The sequence below is a fragment of the Erythrobacter sp. HI0063 genome, from assembly GCF_001635685.1.
Classification (GTDB): Bacteria; Pseudomonadota; Alphaproteobacteria; order Sphingomonadales; family Sphingomonadaceae; genus Qipengyuania.
On sequence record NZ_LWFF01000235.1, the window covers coordinates 38,693 to 53,128 of the forward strand.

General features: G+C 59.1%; 16 protein-coding genes and 1 pseudogene. 7 read left to right on the forward strand and 10 right to left on the reverse strand.

What is annotated here, in order from left to right; translation table 11 throughout:
* Position 1: 1 nt before the first annotated feature.
* Together A3736_RS07725 and A3736_RS07730 are read left to right on the forward strand one after the other, a co-directional pair.
* Entirely contained in the window at positions 2-1,162 is a 1,161-nt protein-coding gene (locus tag A3736_RS07725) for a nucleotide kinase domain-containing protein (RefSeq protein WP_067681276.1), read from the forward strand.
* 9 nt (positions 1,163-1,171) lie between these two features.
* A complete protein-coding gene (locus A3736_RS07730) occupies positions 1,172-2,065 on the forward strand; it encodes a nucleoside triphosphate pyrophosphohydrolase family protein (protein ID WP_233999309.1) in 894 nt (297 codons plus the stop codon).
* On the opposite strand, the gene acpS is transcribed toward A3736_RS07730, so the two are convergent.
* The 3 genes from acpS to A3736_RS07745 are packed head-to-tail and all read right to left on the reverse strand — an operon-like array spanning position 2,047 to position 4,159.
* Positions 2,047-2,442 carry a holo-ACP synthase gene (gene acpS / locus A3736_RS07735; protein WP_067681279.1) on the reverse strand — a complete coding sequence of 132 codons (396 nt, stop codon included), beginning with the start codon at positions 2,440-2,442 and terminating at the stop codon, positions 2,047-2,049. The two genes, A3736_RS07730 and acpS, sit on opposite strands and share 19 nt — an antisense overlap.
* The gene (locus tag A3736_RS07740) at positions 2,439-3,506 is read right to left on the reverse strand and encodes a nucleotidyl transferase AbiEii/AbiGii toxin family protein (protein WP_233999310.1); all 1,068 of its coding nucleotides are present in this window, start codon (positions 3,504-3,506) and stop codon (positions 2,439-2,441) included. Before A3736_RS07740 ends, acpS begins: the two co-directional genes overlap by 4 nt.
* Positions 3,503-4,159: a DUF6088 family protein gene (locus A3736_RS07745; protein WP_067681285.1), complete on the reverse strand. Its 657-nt coding sequence runs from the start codon at positions 4,157-4,159 to the stop codon at positions 3,503-3,505. The genes A3736_RS07740 and A3736_RS07745 overlap by 4 nt, the downstream gene beginning before the upstream one ends.
* Before the next feature lie 99 nt (positions 4,160-4,258).
* On the opposite strand from A3736_RS07745, the gene A3736_RS07750 reads away from it, so the two are divergent.
* The 3 genes from A3736_RS07750 to A3736_RS07760 all read left to right on the forward strand — a co-directional run bounded on the left by A3736_RS07750 (position 4,259) and on the right by A3736_RS07760 (position 7,846).
* Positions 4,259-5,098, forward strand: coding sequence for a deoxycytidine triphosphate deaminase (locus tag A3736_RS07750; RefSeq protein WP_197465540.1), 840 nt, complete (start codon positions 4,259-4,261; stop codon positions 5,096-5,098).
* Positions 5,099-5,242: 144 nt separating this feature from the next.
* Complete coding sequence (locus A3736_RS07755) at positions 5,243-6,412, forward strand: hypothetical protein (RefSeq protein WP_156502036.1); 1,170 nt, start codon at positions 5,243-5,245, stop codon at positions 6,410-6,412.
* A gap of 531 nt (positions 6,413-6,943) precedes the next feature.
* Positions 6,944-7,846 (forward strand): IS1595 family transposase, encoded by a 903-nt coding sequence (locus A3736_RS07760; RefSeq protein ID WP_067681291.1) that lies wholly within the window; start codon positions 6,944-6,946, stop codon positions 7,844-7,846.
* A 77-nt stretch (positions 7,847-7,923) separates the two neighbouring features.
* On the opposite strand, the gene A3736_RS07765 is transcribed toward A3736_RS07760, so the two are convergent.
* From A3736_RS07765 to A3736_RS17935, 3 genes and pseudogenes are all read right to left on the reverse strand, one after another.
* The gene (locus tag A3736_RS07765; RefSeq protein WP_067681294.1) at positions 7,924-8,841 is read right to left on the reverse strand and encodes a hypothetical protein; all 918 of its coding nucleotides are present in this window, start codon (positions 8,839-8,841) and stop codon (positions 7,924-7,926) included.
* Between the two features lie 513 nt (positions 8,842-9,354).
* Positions 9,355-9,897: pseudogene (locus A3736_RS17930) on the reverse strand (S1/P1 nuclease); the annotation flags it as partial.
* Between the two features lie 42 nt (positions 9,898-9,939).
* The gene (locus A3736_RS17935) at positions 9,940-10,125 is read right to left on the reverse strand and encodes a hypothetical protein (RefSeq protein WP_233999311.1); all 186 of its coding nucleotides are present in this window, start codon (positions 10,123-10,125) and stop codon (positions 9,940-9,942) included.
* Between the two features lie 55 nt (positions 10,126-10,180).
* Here A3736_RS17935 and A3736_RS17060 point away from each other — a divergent pair, with 55 nt between their 5' ends.
* On the forward strand, positions 10,181-10,318 hold the full coding sequence (locus tag A3736_RS17060) for a hypothetical protein (RefSeq protein WP_156502037.1): 138 nt from the start codon (positions 10,181-10,183) through the stop codon (positions 10,316-10,318).
* Positions 10,319-10,353: 35 nt separating this feature from the next.
* Entirely contained in the window at positions 10,354-10,512 is a 159-nt protein-coding gene (locus tag A3736_RS07775; protein ID WP_197465541.1) for a hypothetical protein, read from the forward strand.
* 423 nt (positions 10,513-10,935) lie between these two features.
* On the opposite strand, the gene A3736_RS17065 is transcribed toward A3736_RS07775, so the two are convergent.
* The 4 genes from A3736_RS17065 to A3736_RS07795 form a co-directional block, all read right to left on the reverse strand.
* The gene (locus A3736_RS17065; protein WP_156502038.1) at positions 10,936-11,631 is read right to left on the reverse strand and encodes a hypothetical protein; all 696 of its coding nucleotides are present in this window, start codon (positions 11,629-11,631) and stop codon (positions 10,936-10,938) included.
* Between the two features lie 332 nt (positions 11,632-11,963).
* Positions 11,964-12,788 carry a hypothetical protein gene (locus tag A3736_RS07785; RefSeq protein ID WP_067681303.1) on the reverse strand — a complete coding sequence of 275 codons (825 nt, stop codon included), beginning with the start codon at positions 12,786-12,788 and terminating at the stop codon, positions 11,964-11,966.
* Positions 12,785-13,438 (reverse strand): hypothetical protein, encoded by a 654-nt coding sequence (locus A3736_RS07790; protein ID WP_067681306.1) that lies wholly within the window; start codon positions 13,436-13,438, stop codon positions 12,785-12,787. The genes A3736_RS07785 and A3736_RS07790 overlap by 4 nt, the downstream gene beginning before the upstream one ends.
* A 140-nt stretch (positions 13,439-13,578) precedes the next feature.
* Positions 13,579-14,412 (reverse strand): hypothetical protein, encoded by an 834-nt coding sequence (locus A3736_RS07795; protein ID WP_067681308.1) that lies wholly within the window; start codon positions 14,410-14,412, stop codon positions 13,579-13,581.
* Positions 14,413-14,436: the final 24 nt, after the last annotated feature.

The following is a 14,436-nucleotide window of genomic DNA, read 5'->3' on the forward strand; positions in this document are numbered from 1 at the left end:
TATGGGTAAATCCAGCGCCTCGAGCGGCCGCAAGCGCGGTCGCCCCGCCAAGATTCCTGCGGCAATCCAGCAAACGCTTGATGTCGTTTCCGAGCGGAAAGCTCCGATCATCGTTTCTAGCCACCTTGCCCCCGCCAAGACCACTGCCGTCTATGACAGCTACTGGCGGTTCGCCGCGGAAAGGCAGCGCATCTTCTACCGCCGCGCCCTTGGCGAACCGGCTCCATGGACCGACAATCGGGTGCTCGCGACCTACAAGTTCACCAACGCCTACCGGGCGTCTGACCGGGTCAGCCAATATCTGATCCGCAATGTCATATATCGCGAGGACCTGCCTGACACGCCGGACGAGGTCGTGTTCCGCATCCTGCTGTTTAAGCTGTTCAACAAGATCGAGACCTGGCAGCTCCTCGAAAGATCGGTCGGTCCTATCACCTTCGCGGATTACCGCTTCGACCACTTTGATCGCATTCTCACTAAGGCGATGGATGAGAGCAGGCGCATCTATTCGGCGGCCTACATCATGCCACCGGGAAGCTCGGCATTCGGCTGCAAGGCGAAGCATCAGAACCATCTGAAGCTGCTCGAACTCATGATGTCGAAGGCTTTACCGGCCAAGCTCGCTGAGGCGTTGACTATGCAAGAGGGCTTTGAGTTGCTGCGCGCCTTCCCGACGATCGGCGACTTCCTCGCTTATCAGTTCGTCACCGACATGAATTACAGCGAAGTGACTGATTTTTCGGAAATGGACTTTGTGGTCCCGGGGCCCGGCGCCCGCGATGGTTTGCGCAAATGCTTCGCCGACACTGGCGGCCTCAGCGATGCCGAATTGATCCGCCTCATGGCAGACCGGCAGGAGGAGGAATGCGCGCGCCTTGGTCTGGAATTCCCATCGCTATGGGGCCGGCGGCTACAATTGATCGACTGTCAGAACCTGTTTTGCGAAGTCGACAAATACGCCCGCGTTGCGCACCCCGACATTGCAGGGTGGACTGGGCGTACGCGCATTAAGCAAAAGTTTGCTCCGCAAGCAAAACCGATCGAATTCTGGTATCCGCCCAAATGGGGCATCAATGATCGAATCGCTGCCGGTGCAATGCCTAATGAAGCATTTGAGAATTCGCGGCCCGCGACTTTGAAATGTGAAGCAGAGGACGGCTAAGGGCAGGATATGGCAATCGATTTCAAGACATATCAGGAGCAGGCCCTGCTGACCGACCAGGTCCCGCGCTCTAGCGAGGATGAGGCCCTCAAGGCGTTGATCGTGCCGATGCTTGGTCTGGCTGGTGAAACCGGCCAGCTTCTCAGCGAATACAAGAAGCACCTTCGCGACGGGGAAGCGCACCGCCTGTTCATGGATCGTGTGGGTGAAGAACTCGGCGATCTTCTCTGGTATATTGCCAACGTCGCCAGCAAGTTCGACTTGGATTTGGGACAGATTGCGCAACAGAACCTCGACAAGGTGCACGCGCGCTTTGCTCCTGCCAGTAGCAAAGCCCCGAAGCTCGATTCCGGATTTCCCGATACCGAGCGTTTCCCTCGTCAGATGACTGTACGACTGGCCGAAGAGTCCCGTTCGGGTGAACGTCCGAAGGTGCGAATGTCGGTCGACGGGGAAGAGATCGGGTGCCTGCTCGGTGACAATTCCTATGATCCCGACGGCTATCGCTTTCACGACGTGTTCCATCTTGCCTATGCCGCGATCCTTGGTTGGTCGCCGAACCTGCGGGCGTTTCTAAAGCGTAAGCGCAAGAGCCATCCGTTGTTCGATGAAGTCGAGGACGGTGGCCGCGCGCGCATCATCGAGGAAGGCGTCTCCGCGCTGGCATTTGACTATGCGCGCGTCCACAGCTTCCTCGAAGGCATTAGGGAAGTCGATTACGGCTTGCTTCGCACGATCCAAAGCATGACCTCACATCTCGAAGTGGGGCAAGCGACCGCGGCCGATTGGGAACGCGCTATCCTTGAGGGATTTGCGGTGTGGCGTCAGGTTCTCGCCAATAAGGGCGGCGAAATTTTCGTCGACCTCAACGCACGCGCGATCCGCTATCTGGGTGCACCCTGATCGCCGAGACCGATCACGCTGGCGACCGCCAAGTCGCCTTCGTGTGCAGTGCTCACCAGCCAGGATCGGATACCGAGCGCAGCGGCCCGGCGCTCCGCCTCGTCATGCAGCACGATGGTGGGCGCGCCCGAGCGCAGCTTGACCACTTCGATGCTAAGGAAGCCAACGCCTTCGGCAAAGCCCGTGCCGAGCGCTTTCATGACCGCTTCCTTGACGGCGAGCCGACCGGACAGGCGCGCCGGGCGGTCTTGCCCCGTCCCGACCGCTTCTTGTTCCTGAGGCGTGAAGCATCGAATCAGAAACTGATCGGTCGGATCGCGCAGTAAGGCAGCGGTGTGCGAAATATCGACGAGATCGATGCCGTGCGCGAGAATCACGAGGGCGATCCGTTCAAGTTGCGCTCAAGGTCATCGACACTGGCGAGCACGGCGTCGAAGGACGGCACCTCCCCGAAAATCATGCCCGCCATGGCGTCGTAATCCCGGCGCAAGTCGACGGTCATCGCGTCGGTCGGATTGAGCGAGAAGTTACCTGGTTGTGCATGAGCGAGATCGAGATCGCGACTGTTGAAGAACATTCGAGCATGCGCAACGCAATCGCGGCCGAGATCCGGATTGGCGAGCGCCGCAGCTCCCGTTCCGGCGGCCATCAGCTGATGTACATCGTAGTAGTGGCGCGAGACACGCTGTCCTCCTGCTCGCAAGACCTGGCGTGCGTCGAACCAGCGTCGCAGCCCATGCAGGATCACCACCTTGTCCCAAAAGGTCCGCTCCGCATCGACGATCGTCACATCGGCGACGGTGAGATCAACGTCCGGTAGATCCGCGGCGAGATAGGGCGTGATGGTGTGCTGCGCGTGCGGATCGAGCGCGGACTTGGCGCCCGATTCGATCTTTACGGCCTTGCGGATATAGCCATCTGACGCTTCCGTGGTGCTCGGATACCAGAGCAGCAGGCTTTGGCGGCTTTCATCGTCTGTATCGAGCTCGACTCTTGCGGCGGCGGTCTCTCCGTCTGCCGCTGCCACCGCCTCGGCGAGTGTTGCCGAGAGTTGGGCGAGAAGTTCGCCGCCGATGAACGCCTGGCACGCGCCTTTGATGGCATCGAGCTTGGCCTGGCGCTTCTTTCCCGACATTGCTTCCAGCGCCTCAACGCTGGTTTCCTCACCAATGTCCTCGCGAAACACGGTGATATCGATGTCTTCGGAGAAACGCTCGATGAGGCCGAAGCCTTTGGAAAGCGACGTTCCGCCCTTGAACAGAAAGCGGGGCCCCCGCGATGCTGGCCCATTGAACAATGCATCAAGCGTCCAGCAGACCCAGAAATCCTTCTCGATGTTCTGGGGCGCAGTGCCCAGTCGCTGTCCTGCACCGACGAACAGATCGCGCCTGTCGTTTACGGTGGCAGCGAGAACCTGATCATAGGCAGTGTTCATCGTCATGAGCGAGGTGGCCTTCGATGACTGGGCATCGTGTCGCGCAGGATCTGTTGCATCCATGCTGGAAGAGCGAGCAGATCGGTTGAGAGATCGTCGACAATCGCTACACCATGGTCAGGATCGGCAAACAGGCTGCGCAAGCGCTTCACGACAGCAGGGTCGGTATCGCCTCCTGCATCGTGAAGCCAGTGCAATGCCTGCACGACGCGCATGCCGGGACGGCCAGCCCAATGGAGACGGCTCGGCGCGGTCGTCTTGAAGTCTATCTGCAGGTTGCCGAGCTTGATTGGTTTGAGGCGGGCATCGGTGTGAACCACGATTCGCGCCGGTACTGCGTCCGACAGGCCAAGATCGTTCGCTGCGGTCATGCCGTCGACAAGAATTCGAGCTTGGTCGCGGCGTGCTAGGGCGTCGACGACCGAGCGAGGGTTGGGATGGGTCGGCTTGCCGGTGAGGTTGTTGCGCTGCGGCTTGTCATAGAGACCGCGCGCGATGCGTCGTATATCGCCGCTGCGTGTCAGGCGATGAAGAACTTGATCAACAGCCTCCCGCGATCCGAGATCGAGAAAGTCGCGCGGGGTCCAAACCGACGGGTTGCTGCCGTCGGCCATCCGGTCCGTTATAGCGGCTTTGAGGTCGAGGCCGGGTCCGCGCATGCTGGTTCCTTTGTCAGATGCGTGTATACACTGTTCTGACAAATCGGAAAGACGGTTTGTCAGATTCATGTAGCATATTTCTGACAAATGGGGGGCAAAATGGAAGCGGTCGGATTCTGGAGCGGCGAAACGCTGGCAGAGCGTCTCCCGACTCTCATAACGCCGTTCGACGAGGACTGTGTAGACTGCTCGGCCTACACCTTGCACATGGGCCGGGAGGTCTACGTTTCGCCCAATGACCAGACCGAAGACCCGCAGAGCGTCACAATCCGTCAGCTCGACGACAACCAAGCCTTCACCATTCCTCCCGGTCAGTTTGGCTTTCTCCTGACCGAGGAAATCGTCGAGATTCCCGACGATGCGCTGGGCTTCATTTCGATCAAGGCGAAAATCAAATGGCGCGGCCTGATCAATGTATCGGGTTTCCACGTCGACCCCGGCTTCAAGGGACGCCTTATCTTCTCGGTCTACAACGCCGGGCCGGTACCGGTCCATCTGCGGCAGGGCCAGCCGATGTTTCTCCTTTGGCTGTCAAACCTCGATCGCAAGACGAAGCGCGGCCGCGATAGGCCGGTTCAGCTCACCTTTCCGCCCGATCTGATCCCGGGGATTTCGGGAGAACTGCAATCGCTGGCGGGCATCAACAAGAAGATCAAGGATGTCGACAAGGACCTGACCGGCCGGATCCACGCGGTTGAACGCGAGCAGACCTATTACCGCGTGATCGCGCTCGTTCTGATGCTCATAGTCGGCGCAATGGTGACGAACTGGATCCGCGAAGGCGGCCTTCAGCAGTTGTTCGCATCGCAGACCGCCGTCGAAGCCCAGATGGTCATCCCTGACGATGGGGCCTCCCCAGCATCCGATACCGCCATCCAGACGAATGGCGCCGGCTCCGCTGGAGCTCCCACTCCCGCTGCCAGTGGCACTCCTCAGTAGATGCACTTGCTCAGGCCAACTACGCTCGAAGACTTTGCGGCTTACCTTCCGCGATTTCTTGCGCTTGTCGGTCACGAACGCTGGTTCAAGCGGGCCGATGGGCTCGATGCCGAGCAAGGCCGATCCCCCTACCGATGGAAGATCGTGGCAGACTATCACTGGCTCGAGCTCGCAATCAGCCACCAATGCGACATTCTCGCCAAGGAAGGCCGGCTCCTTGGCGAGTATGTCGACATACAGGCCTGGGCCGGGCTTCACTTCGCGGCAACGGTCGTAGAGGTGCACGCGGCTCTCAATACCAAAGGGAAGAAATCGCTCACCGGGCGTCTCCGGGATGCACTGAAAGCAGAGACCGGCTTCGCCGCTCTCTATCTCGAGATGGATGTTGCACAGCGTCTCGCAATCGATGGCTTCGAACTCGAATTTCCTGATCTTGACGGCACAGACCAGTATGATCTCGCATTTTGTCGCGAAAAGGTTAGAGGCGAAGTCGAATGCAAGAGCATTTCTGCTGACGCCGGACGGAAAATCCACCGCAAGGACTTCTATCGTTTTATCGAGGCGATGACCCCTGCCTTCTCGGGCCCGATCGAACAATCGCGCAGCGAAGTTCTCCTTATCGACCTCGAGGACCGGCTGTCCGCCAATCTGCAGGCTCAAAAGCCACTGCGCCGGTCAACGATGGACATGCTGCTGAACGGACAAGCCGATAATGCTGCGGAGTCATGGTTCACCGTTACAAGGATTGCTCTCGATCAAGAGTTGCGAAACGAGGTCACGGTCGACCAGGCGAGAATGAGCGCAATCTGCCGCCAGCGATGGGGGCAAAATTGTCATGCCGCCGGTGCTATCACTGAAGACGGCGGATGCCTGATAGTGATGCGCAGCCAGAATGAGGATGATCCTTCCAAGCCGCTTCTCGAGGCGATGCGAAAGGCAGCGAGCCAGTTCTCAGGCGAACGACCGGCGTTCATAGCCGTACAGTTCGATGAAATCGCCCCTGCCGACCTGATGTTGCCGCATGTCCGCCGACGCGCGGGACTGCTCTCCCATGCGCTATTCCAGCATTATGGCGAACTCCACGTCAATGCGACGTGCTTCAGCTGCTTTGACGGCTTGGTGCGGTATGAAGGGAACGCCTCGTCGCCGGGCTTCGCCGTGCCTAACCTCAATCCGCAATTTCCGCTCGGCGCGACCGACATGCCCACCTTTCTTCGTCGTATCTCTGATCAAACCTTCGCCGACATTATCGGAGCGCCACTTCCGGCTCCTGATATCTCGACCATTCACTTTGGCGCGTCGGCTTCCGACTAAATTCAAATTCGCCCATACCGAGTTAGGACGAGGGCGGCTCCTTAACCGGTGCCTCGCACCCAAAGTGACAGTCTGCAACCGGCCTAAGAGGAGCCAAAATTCGCCGCGTGAACCAACGGTCGGTTTCAGGGGCCAACCACAGTGCTTCGAACGGCGGCTCTGTCGGCGAAAACTTCCAACGCAATCAGGCGTGATGAGCGGCAGCTATCCACTGTCGGCCACCTGAAACCGGACAATCTGTAATCGGCCCAGAAGCTGCTGGGCCGGTTTTGACGGAGATGCCTGTCGGCAAGGCGCATTAATCTCAGTCATTGACTGGGCCGAAGTTTCCCAACCGAAGCTGACGTTCTTTCAGATTCAACTTGGAGGCAACCTCGCGCCCTTATCAGGGTCATTAGTGAGCAAGACTTGGTCGTTGCGAGGCGGTCGTATTTCCTTGCCCGCTTCTCTTTATAAGGATGTGCTTTTAGTCCTAAATAGAGGGGGTGTATCCCATTGCCATACGTAACGGATTGAGCTATAGAATGGGGTATGACGAAGCCCCTCACCACCGCCCAGTTTTTCAAGCTGTATCCGGACGACGAAACCTGCCTCCAGCACCTGTTCGACGTTCGGTTCGGGCAGGGCTTCGAGTGTCCCAAGTGCAAGCGCGCTTCCAAGTGGTTTCGCATTCAGGCCGAGCGCGCCTATTCCTGCCAATGGTGCGGCCATCACCTGCATCCCACGGTTGGCACCCCGTTCGAAAAGACCCGCACGTCGCTCCAGCTTTGGTTCTACGCGATCCACCGGTTCACGACCACGCGCCATGGTGTGAGCGGTAAAGAACTCCAGCGCCAGCTCGGGGTCACCTACAAAACCGCATGGCGCATGGCGGCGCTTATCCGCGAACACATGGCGGACGTTGACGGTGACCGTCAGATCGGCGGCGCTGGCACGAACGTTGAAATTGACGAAACCCTGATGGGCGGCGTCAAGCGGGGCACTCACAATCGCGGCAGCGCCGCTAAGACGGTCGTTGTGGGCGCTCTGGAGCGTGGTGGCGACATTGTAGCGCAGGTTGTTCCGAACCAGCGTCGCGCCACGCTGGAGCCGTTCGTGAAGGCGAACGTGCGTATAGGCGGCAATGTCCACACTGACGAACTTCGCAGCTACGCCAGCCTTTCAGAAGCCGGTTACCGCCATGCACGCGTGAACCACCGCGCGATGGAATATGCCTATTACGACTACCGCCTAGCCGAGACGGTTTCGGTCAACGGTATCAAGAATTTCTGGCGGCACCTTAAGTGCTCGATCAACGGCACTCACACCAGCGTCAGCGCCAAGCACCTCGGCCGCTACGTCAAGGAATTTGAGTATCGCTTCAATCGTCGCAATCGGGCGGAGACGATGCTGGCGGAGCTTCTTTCGACGTTCCGGCCATTGAACGCAGCGTAGCGTCGAAGGCGGCTTGGTCGCCTTCCTCGCCTTCACGTTCGGCGATGAATTTGGCGAGCTTACCCTGTTCGATCGCTTCACGCAGGGTTGTCATCGTCTGTCTCCGTTGGTGGCAGTAAGGGCATATCAAGCTGACGCGGCGCTGGAATGTGGCGCTTGACTTTCTTCACTACGTTCTCGGTAACCAGACCCTTTGCGGTCTGCTTTTGGACGAACGCGATCTCACAGATAAGCACGTCGCCCTTTGCAAATCGGATGTTGTTTTGGTTCACGCGGCGGAGAAAATCCTCATCCTCGATAGTTGCGCTGACAGAGTTCTGGCCATCGTGGAGCCGCCACTTGTTATCATCCTTGAAGGCCAACGAGACGATTGAAAACGCCGCTTCGCGAGTGTCGCTGACGAGGACCTTCTCTGGAATTTCGGGGGTGCGAAAAGAACTCGCCTCGTTCTCCCGCACTCGTTGTGCCGGATTCCTCCGCTCGCCAAATTCGACCAAATCAATGCCAGGGTTTTGAAGCGGGCGATAAACGACCTTCTCCAGCGCGTGCCGCACAGAAAGGTCCTGATATAGGCGGAGCAGTTGAAGTGGGACATCGAAGCTTTCGCCGCCGTAATGAACGCGGATCATGTTACCAGACAGCTTTTCGACCCTATCCGGCATCTGCCCACCGTGAGTTCGGATCCACCAGACCAACCCAGCGCCGCCGAGCAGTAGCTCCTTCAGATTAAGTGCCGCCGCAACGTAGTCGCCTGTCAGGAGAGATAGAGCGCCATCTCGCCAGTTTTGGATAATATCGAAAACGACCGAGAAGCACCCCGGCTCATGCGCTTTGACGTTAATTTGGACTTCTGCCGACTCCCCGTTGAGCAGGAGGTTCATCGCATCGAATAATTCACCGACAGCAAGCATGGCCGGGGCAAGATCGCGCACGTCCATCTCGTGCGCTTTTAGCGCCGGTCCGTCATAAGTGAGAGTGAAGTCTGCGCGGCTCATTATTACCCCCGATTTAGCGTCTGTGACGCTAACACCCCCTGAACGGGCTTGCGCGAGCCGCGCGATAGGCCGTGCCTGATTTGAGTCAAGCGCTACCTATGCGAAGGGGATACACCCCTAAGTTAATGGTGCCGACTGCAGGATTCAAGGCTCGACAGATGCACACATCCATGACCCGGCTTGGGGCAGGAAGACGACTTAAGGCGTTTTAAGGAACCAAGAGCGAGTGATCCCAGTCTGTGCTATCATGCCAGCTCAGTTTTGTTTGCGCGCTGCACTAATTAGTGCCCAGAGAAGCTGTCTTGCTGCAACGACTCCAAGAAAAGCGAACGGCCTTCGACCGGCCCATGTCCGGACATAGCTTTCGGTTCCGGCTTGCAGGCCGAAGATGATCCGACCGGGTCGCGCATTCATCTGCGTCGGTAATCTGATGATCCGAAAGCGGGACGATTTTCGGAAGAGGATCTGAAATTTTACTTTCGGTATCAACGATGAGCGAAAACTCGGTCGAGGTTAGGCCGCCAACCTGATCCCACCCTGCTGCAGCCGGGTCTCCGCTACACCTAGATTTTCGTACTGATAGGCGTAGCCGAGGCTCGGGTTGGCTTTGCTTGATGCCGGATAGATCCGATCTCGGATCGTGGTGCTCTCCGCAATCCAGACCTGCGGATCGGCCGTCCACCAAGCGATGGTCTGCTCCGGATTGATTTCGCGGCCCAGCCAGTGGGAGTATTCGGTATAAGACAGGTTCCGACTCTCGATCAGCTTGCTGTCCCAGACGGAGTGCAGGTTGGTTTCCTCGCCGAACCAGCGAACCTTCACATCGTTGCCGCCACGGTCCTCGCCATTGCCAGCATGAAGCGGCTGATGGACGTCGCCGACGATGTGCACGATGAATTTGAGAGCGAGCGCCTTTTCTTCGCGAGACGCGTTCGGATCGCGCACGGTTTGTGTGAACCGCGTCAGCGCGCTCAGAGCGTCGCCTTCTTCGGGTGCGTCGACGTCTGCGTAGCTCTGGCCTTCCGGAACCGTAACGAAGTGATAGGGACCAGCCTCGCGCTGCCAAAACGTGTCCGGGTTAGAACGTTCTTCGTCCGCTCAGATCGAGGCCTGCGCCAGATCTTCCTCGCCGAGGATCAGTTCGATCTCGGCGCGGGTCCTCCCGTTGATGTGCTCCTGCGCGATCTCGCCGATGACCCGGTGTCCGGTCTGACCCCAGGCATTCGCGACGGAAGGGACGGCAAAAGCGTTTGCAGCAGCCAGTGTGGCAGTTCGGCGGAACATGGTATCTCTTTGAGCGGACTTGCCCATAGTCACCGCTAGATGACAGGATCGCGGCATGAAAGACTGGAACGCCGATAAGAACCCCAATGCCAGCGCAAATCGATGGATTGCCTGCGAAGCTGCGTTCGTCGGTCTCCTGTTCGTCCTCGGACTTGCCAGCGTGCTCTACAACATCGTCGTCGCGCTGGTCTGAGCATGCCCGTTACGCGCGAGCAGGAGATTTGGGCATTGACGCTGAGCGTCGAACGCAAGCACGGCGAGAACGGCGCCCGTTACATCGCACAGCGTGTGACCGCGTTCGAGCAGTCGGGACCGCCAGAAGCCGTCGCGTTGTGGCGTCAGGTCCAGCGCCGATACGAGCAACTGTCGCCAACCAGCAAAAATTGAAGCTTTCCTACACGGAACAAAGTATGAACATATAGCCGCCTTCATCGAATCGGAAGGTCGCCATGCTCGTTCTCGATCCCGCCACGCTCGCCGGCCTCGCCGCTGTCATCACCGCCATGTCTGCCCTCGTGTGGGCGATCCGTCGCAAGCCATGAGCTCCAAGCGGCTCGATACGATCTCGGACTACGCGAGGCACGGCTACATGCTGCGGGTCGAGTGTCGATCCTGCCAGCGCCGGAATTGGTCGCGGCAGATTGCGCAAGTGGAGCGGAGGCTGCGATGCTCGAAATGCGGTAGCCGAGACGTACGAGCGGGACCCGGCTTCAGCGCCTGAGAGAGCGATCACACTGTTTCGTAACTCGAAGTTTGGTCGGGGGGACAATCGCCTTCCACCACGATAGCCCCCCAACTGACCATCCAAGCTTAGGCTGCGAACCACTGGAGGAGATCAGGGTCGATCGTTCCATCGGAGCAAAGGGGAAGGCAGACCGATTGCGCTGTACGCTTAAGGCGACGGCGCAGGGCAGCAAGCTCTAGTTCCGTGATACCCAAGGAACCACGTAGTTTCCGGCCACGCTCACTCATGCATATCCCGTCGATAAGGATACGCATTTCCACATCATCGCCAGCGATCAGGTCCAACGCTTTCATCGCCCCCGCCCGTCGCTGCTCGCGTTCGATGTCCGCTGCCGGATCGCGCGGCGAAGGAAAGCACTTATCGATGATCGCACCATCATTGTCGGCAACGAGGACGATGCCCTTCTTCTCCATCCGCCTACGTGTCCGGTTGATCGTATGGGCGTGACTCGACAGAATCCCGTCAAGGCGACCCTCAACTCCTGCGACCCAATTCGGCCGGCGCAGGGCATGAACGAGAGCAGCGCTCAGCAGATCATCGGCATTGCCTTGGCAACGTCGCGCATATCGGGCTGCCCGTTTTTTGAGATCACGCGGGTCACGGAACCGCGCTTCGAGTTCGCGTGCTTCGGGAGAAGCGGGGTCGAAGGTCGGTAATTTCACCTTCGTATCATCATGCGCCGGTTCCGGTTTATTCGGACACGATGTCCGAATTTTTTTCGAGCGGCGCATTGGTTTGGTAGAAGGGATGCTGTTCGTCATGGGAGCCTCTTGTGGTCGAGATGACATGCTCGTGCGCGCCACGCGCACGAATATTGTCGATCACGGTTTTACAGGATGTCGTATCCGTGGCTCGTCCACTCACGACCGGAGCGCCCACAAAAGGCATTAACATATTCGGCACAACGGGGCCGGATATATGGACACGCTCGTTTGCAGATATGGTCTGAAGAGATTTCAATTCAAGAAAGAAGAATGGTTAACAGTTCAGTATTGGACTTCTCCTGCCCTCTCGATCAAGACGAATGGATCGCCCCCATGCGAGGCGAGCTGCAAAAAAGGAGGCCGGTACCGGCCTCCTTCTTCAGTTCGTATCAAATCCTCCTCTCTTCGCAGTCCTGCGCGATGAACAGCGTGAGCAGATGCTCGGTCAGCGCGCCGGAACGCTGTTCGCGAGCGATCGTAAACCAGCCTTGCCACCGATCAGTCTGTGCGAGCATCCAGGCGTAGAGATGATCGCGATGATAGGTCTGGGTGAAGCCGAGTGACCAATGCGTCTCCGCCATCGGCATTCTAGCGTTCGCAGCACCAACCAACACGATCGAAGGGCGGTTCGGCATATCCTTTCGCAAGAAGCGAACGGTCGCGTTGGGAATTTTGGCTTCCGCAGCGAGGATCGCCGACTCCATCGCCTCGCGGTCCGGTACGGGGCGAAGCTTCGCGAACGGATGAAGCCCTTCGAGCCCGATGGGCAGCGGTTCGCGATCCGCAGGCCTCGTACTGGCGAGCATGACAAGGACCGCCCTGCCCTCCGGTGTCAGTCGCGCGGTTGCGAGGTTGCCGTCCGCCTCGATAAGATTCTGGCCCGCCAACCAAGAGGAGTAATGCGAGGTCAGGAGCCAGCTGTTCTCGAACATGTCGCTGACGACGCCTTCGGCGCTGACGACACTGCGATCGATCATGGCGAGCATGGCGAGCAGGAACTCGATCTGCTCTTCGTCGGCCGGACCCAGATCACCGCGAGCGGCCATGCCGAGCCGCCCCTTCCACAGCGCCTCGCGTAGCGAACGCCATCGCTCGCCGTATTCGTCGAGCAGCGGGGCTGCAGGATCATCCTCGGCGTCGATGAGGATCCAATAGCCCCATGGGAGCGCGGGGTTGCGGCGTGCCTCGTACGGCAGATCGGACGCACCGTTCATTGCCCGTCTCCCTCTTCGGAACTGCGCAAGACAGGCGGTGACCCATCGCTCTTCGCGTCCCACTCGTGAAGGCGGCGCGCGAGAAGGGTCGCCTGCTCGTACGCGAACCGTGCATCGCGATACGTCTCACCGCGCTCTGCTGCGAGCTTACGGTCGCGACCCATCGGCACGAGATCGCGTGGGCCGTCGAACAGCATGCCGAGCCACCAGGCATCGTCCTCGCTCTCCTGCCCCCTCGCCATCTGCTGCGCAAAGTGCGCGTTCCGTTCGGAAACATGGCAGATGCTGACCGGTTCGGGCACGCGGCGTTGACAGGCTTGCGCACAACTCACCGGTCGATGCAGGCCTTGGCTGATAGCGCCAGGAACGGCATCGGCGTTATACCCGCTCAGCGAGTGTTCGGGCGGCACACCGACATGAGCGCCGTACTCGCCGAGGCGCTCTCGTACGATCACGCAGGAATAGCCGGTCGCCCGGTCGGTCCAGGCGATCTTGTCCGGCTCCCCATCCCATGGGCCCGGCCGATCCGGATGACGATCGTTGCGGTACGCGGCTTCCGCCACGACGTTGGTGCCTGGGATGACGGTCGCAGGCAGGACATTGCTCGCTACGATGACGTAGGAGCTTTTCTTGGATGGCTTCTTGGCCATGAGATAATTCCTTCAGATACAAAAACGCCACCGACGCGAGATCTGCGCGGGCGGCGGACATGATTGATGATGACGGAGTGCGGCGGATCGCCGACGAGCATCAGGGCGGTTTCATGACAGGGACTCCTTCGAAGATCGTGTCAGGCGGCTACCGCGAGCGCAGGGCTGGTGAAGCCATCGATCGCTGCCATGAGCTTTGGCCGATAAGGACGAGCCTGCGCCATTGCGTCGGCGATCTCACGATCGAACTTCATCCGTTCGCCCTTCACCCTGCCGGTCGCCAACAACCAGCGCACCAGCAGCATTGTGGTCACGGTGACGTCGCATTCGCAGTGCTCGCGCAAGGCGACCCACGACCCTTTTTCGGCAGCCTCGCCCAATTGCCATGGCGCCATGATCTTGGCGGGTAGGGCCTGAGCGTGAGCGTACTCGTTCAGGTGCACAGATTCCGCTTTCACCCGAAGCAGATCGCACAGATCGAGGCGCTCGCGCAGCCAAAACCCGTTCGCAAGCGACGATGGTAGCGCGAACCCTTCGCGGATGGCGACGGAGAGGATGACGGGCAGATCCTTGCACTCACCTCCCCAGGTAGTGAGAATTGCTCCTGTGCTGCCTTCCACGAACTCAGCGAAAGCCTGGACGATCTCGCCTTCGGTCAATTCAGGTCGAGACCAGGTCTCGCAGTTCTCGACCGCGATCCCTGTCGGCAAAACCATCAGGGTCATTGCAGAAATGCAGGCGATGCGATGGAACGGCCACCTCGTTTCCGTTTTGCGTTTCTTGGTTTTGCCGGGCTTGGTTTCAACCGTAGTGCCACGGGGATCGGCGGCATGCCGGTCGGCGCGGTGCTGGCCTTCCCGGTCGTAGACATATTCGATATCGAAAATGACATAAGGCCGGGATGAAAGATTGCGGTCGAGAATCGCGTTGGCGTCGGCTTGCAGCCGGGCCTCGAGCGTTACGAGGTCGGTCATGATTTTGGTCTTTCGTTGGACTGC

What these genes read in the sequence shown, in the direction of transcription:
- A3736_RS07795 (WP_067681308.1), bottom strand. Translation starts at nt 14,412, where the DNA reads ATGACCGACCTCGTAACGCTCGAGGCCCGGCTGCAAGCCGACGCCAAC.
- A3736_RS07730 (WP_233999309.1), top strand. Translation starts at nt 1,172, where the DNA reads ATGGCAATCGATTTCAAGACATATCAGGAGCAGGCCCTGCTGACCGAC.
- A3736_RS07765 (WP_067681294.1), bottom strand. Translation starts at nt 8,841, where the DNA reads ATGAGCCGCGCAGACTTCACTCTCACTTATGACGGACCGGCGCTAAAA.
- A3736_RS17935 (WP_233999311.1), bottom strand. Translation starts at nt 10,125, where the DNA reads ATGTTCCGCCGAACTGCCACACTGGCTGCTGCAAACGCTTTTGCCGTC.
- A3736_RS17065 (WP_156502038.1), bottom strand. Translation starts at nt 11,631, where the DNA reads ATGACGAACAGCATCCCTTCTACCAAACCAATGCGCCGCTCGAAAAAA.
- A3736_RS07750 (WP_197465540.1), top strand. Translation starts at nt 4,259, where the DNA reads ATGGAAGCGGTCGGATTCTGGAGCGGCGAAACGCTGGCAGAGCGTCTC.
- A3736_RS07760 (WP_067681291.1), top strand. Translation starts at nt 6,944, where the DNA reads ATGACGAAGCCCCTCACCACCGCCCAGTTTTTCAAGCTGTATCCGGAC.
- A3736_RS17060 (WP_156502037.1), top strand. Translation starts at nt 10,181, where the DNA reads ATGAAAGACTGGAACGCCGATAAGAACCCCAATGCCAGCGCAAATCGA.
- A3736_RS07790 (WP_067681306.1), bottom strand. Translation starts at nt 13,438, where the DNA reads ATGGCCAAGAAGCCATCCAAGAAAAGCTCCTACGTCATCGTAGCGAGC.
- A3736_RS07725 (WP_067681276.1), top strand. Translation starts at nt 2, where the DNA reads ATGGGTAAATCCAGCGCCTCGAGCGGCCGCAAGCGCGGTCGCCCCGCC.
- A3736_RS07740 (WP_233999310.1), bottom strand. Translation starts at nt 3,506, where the DNA reads ATGACGATGAACACTGCCTATGATCAGGTTCTCGCTGCCACCGTAAAC.
- A3736_RS07785 (WP_067681303.1), bottom strand. Translation starts at nt 12,788, where the DNA reads ATGAACGGTGCGTCCGATCTGCCGTACGAGGCACGCCGCAACCCCGCG.
- A3736_RS07745 (WP_067681285.1), bottom strand. Translation starts at nt 4,159, where the DNA reads ATGCGCGGACCCGGCCTCGACCTCAAAGCCGCTATAACGGACCGGATG.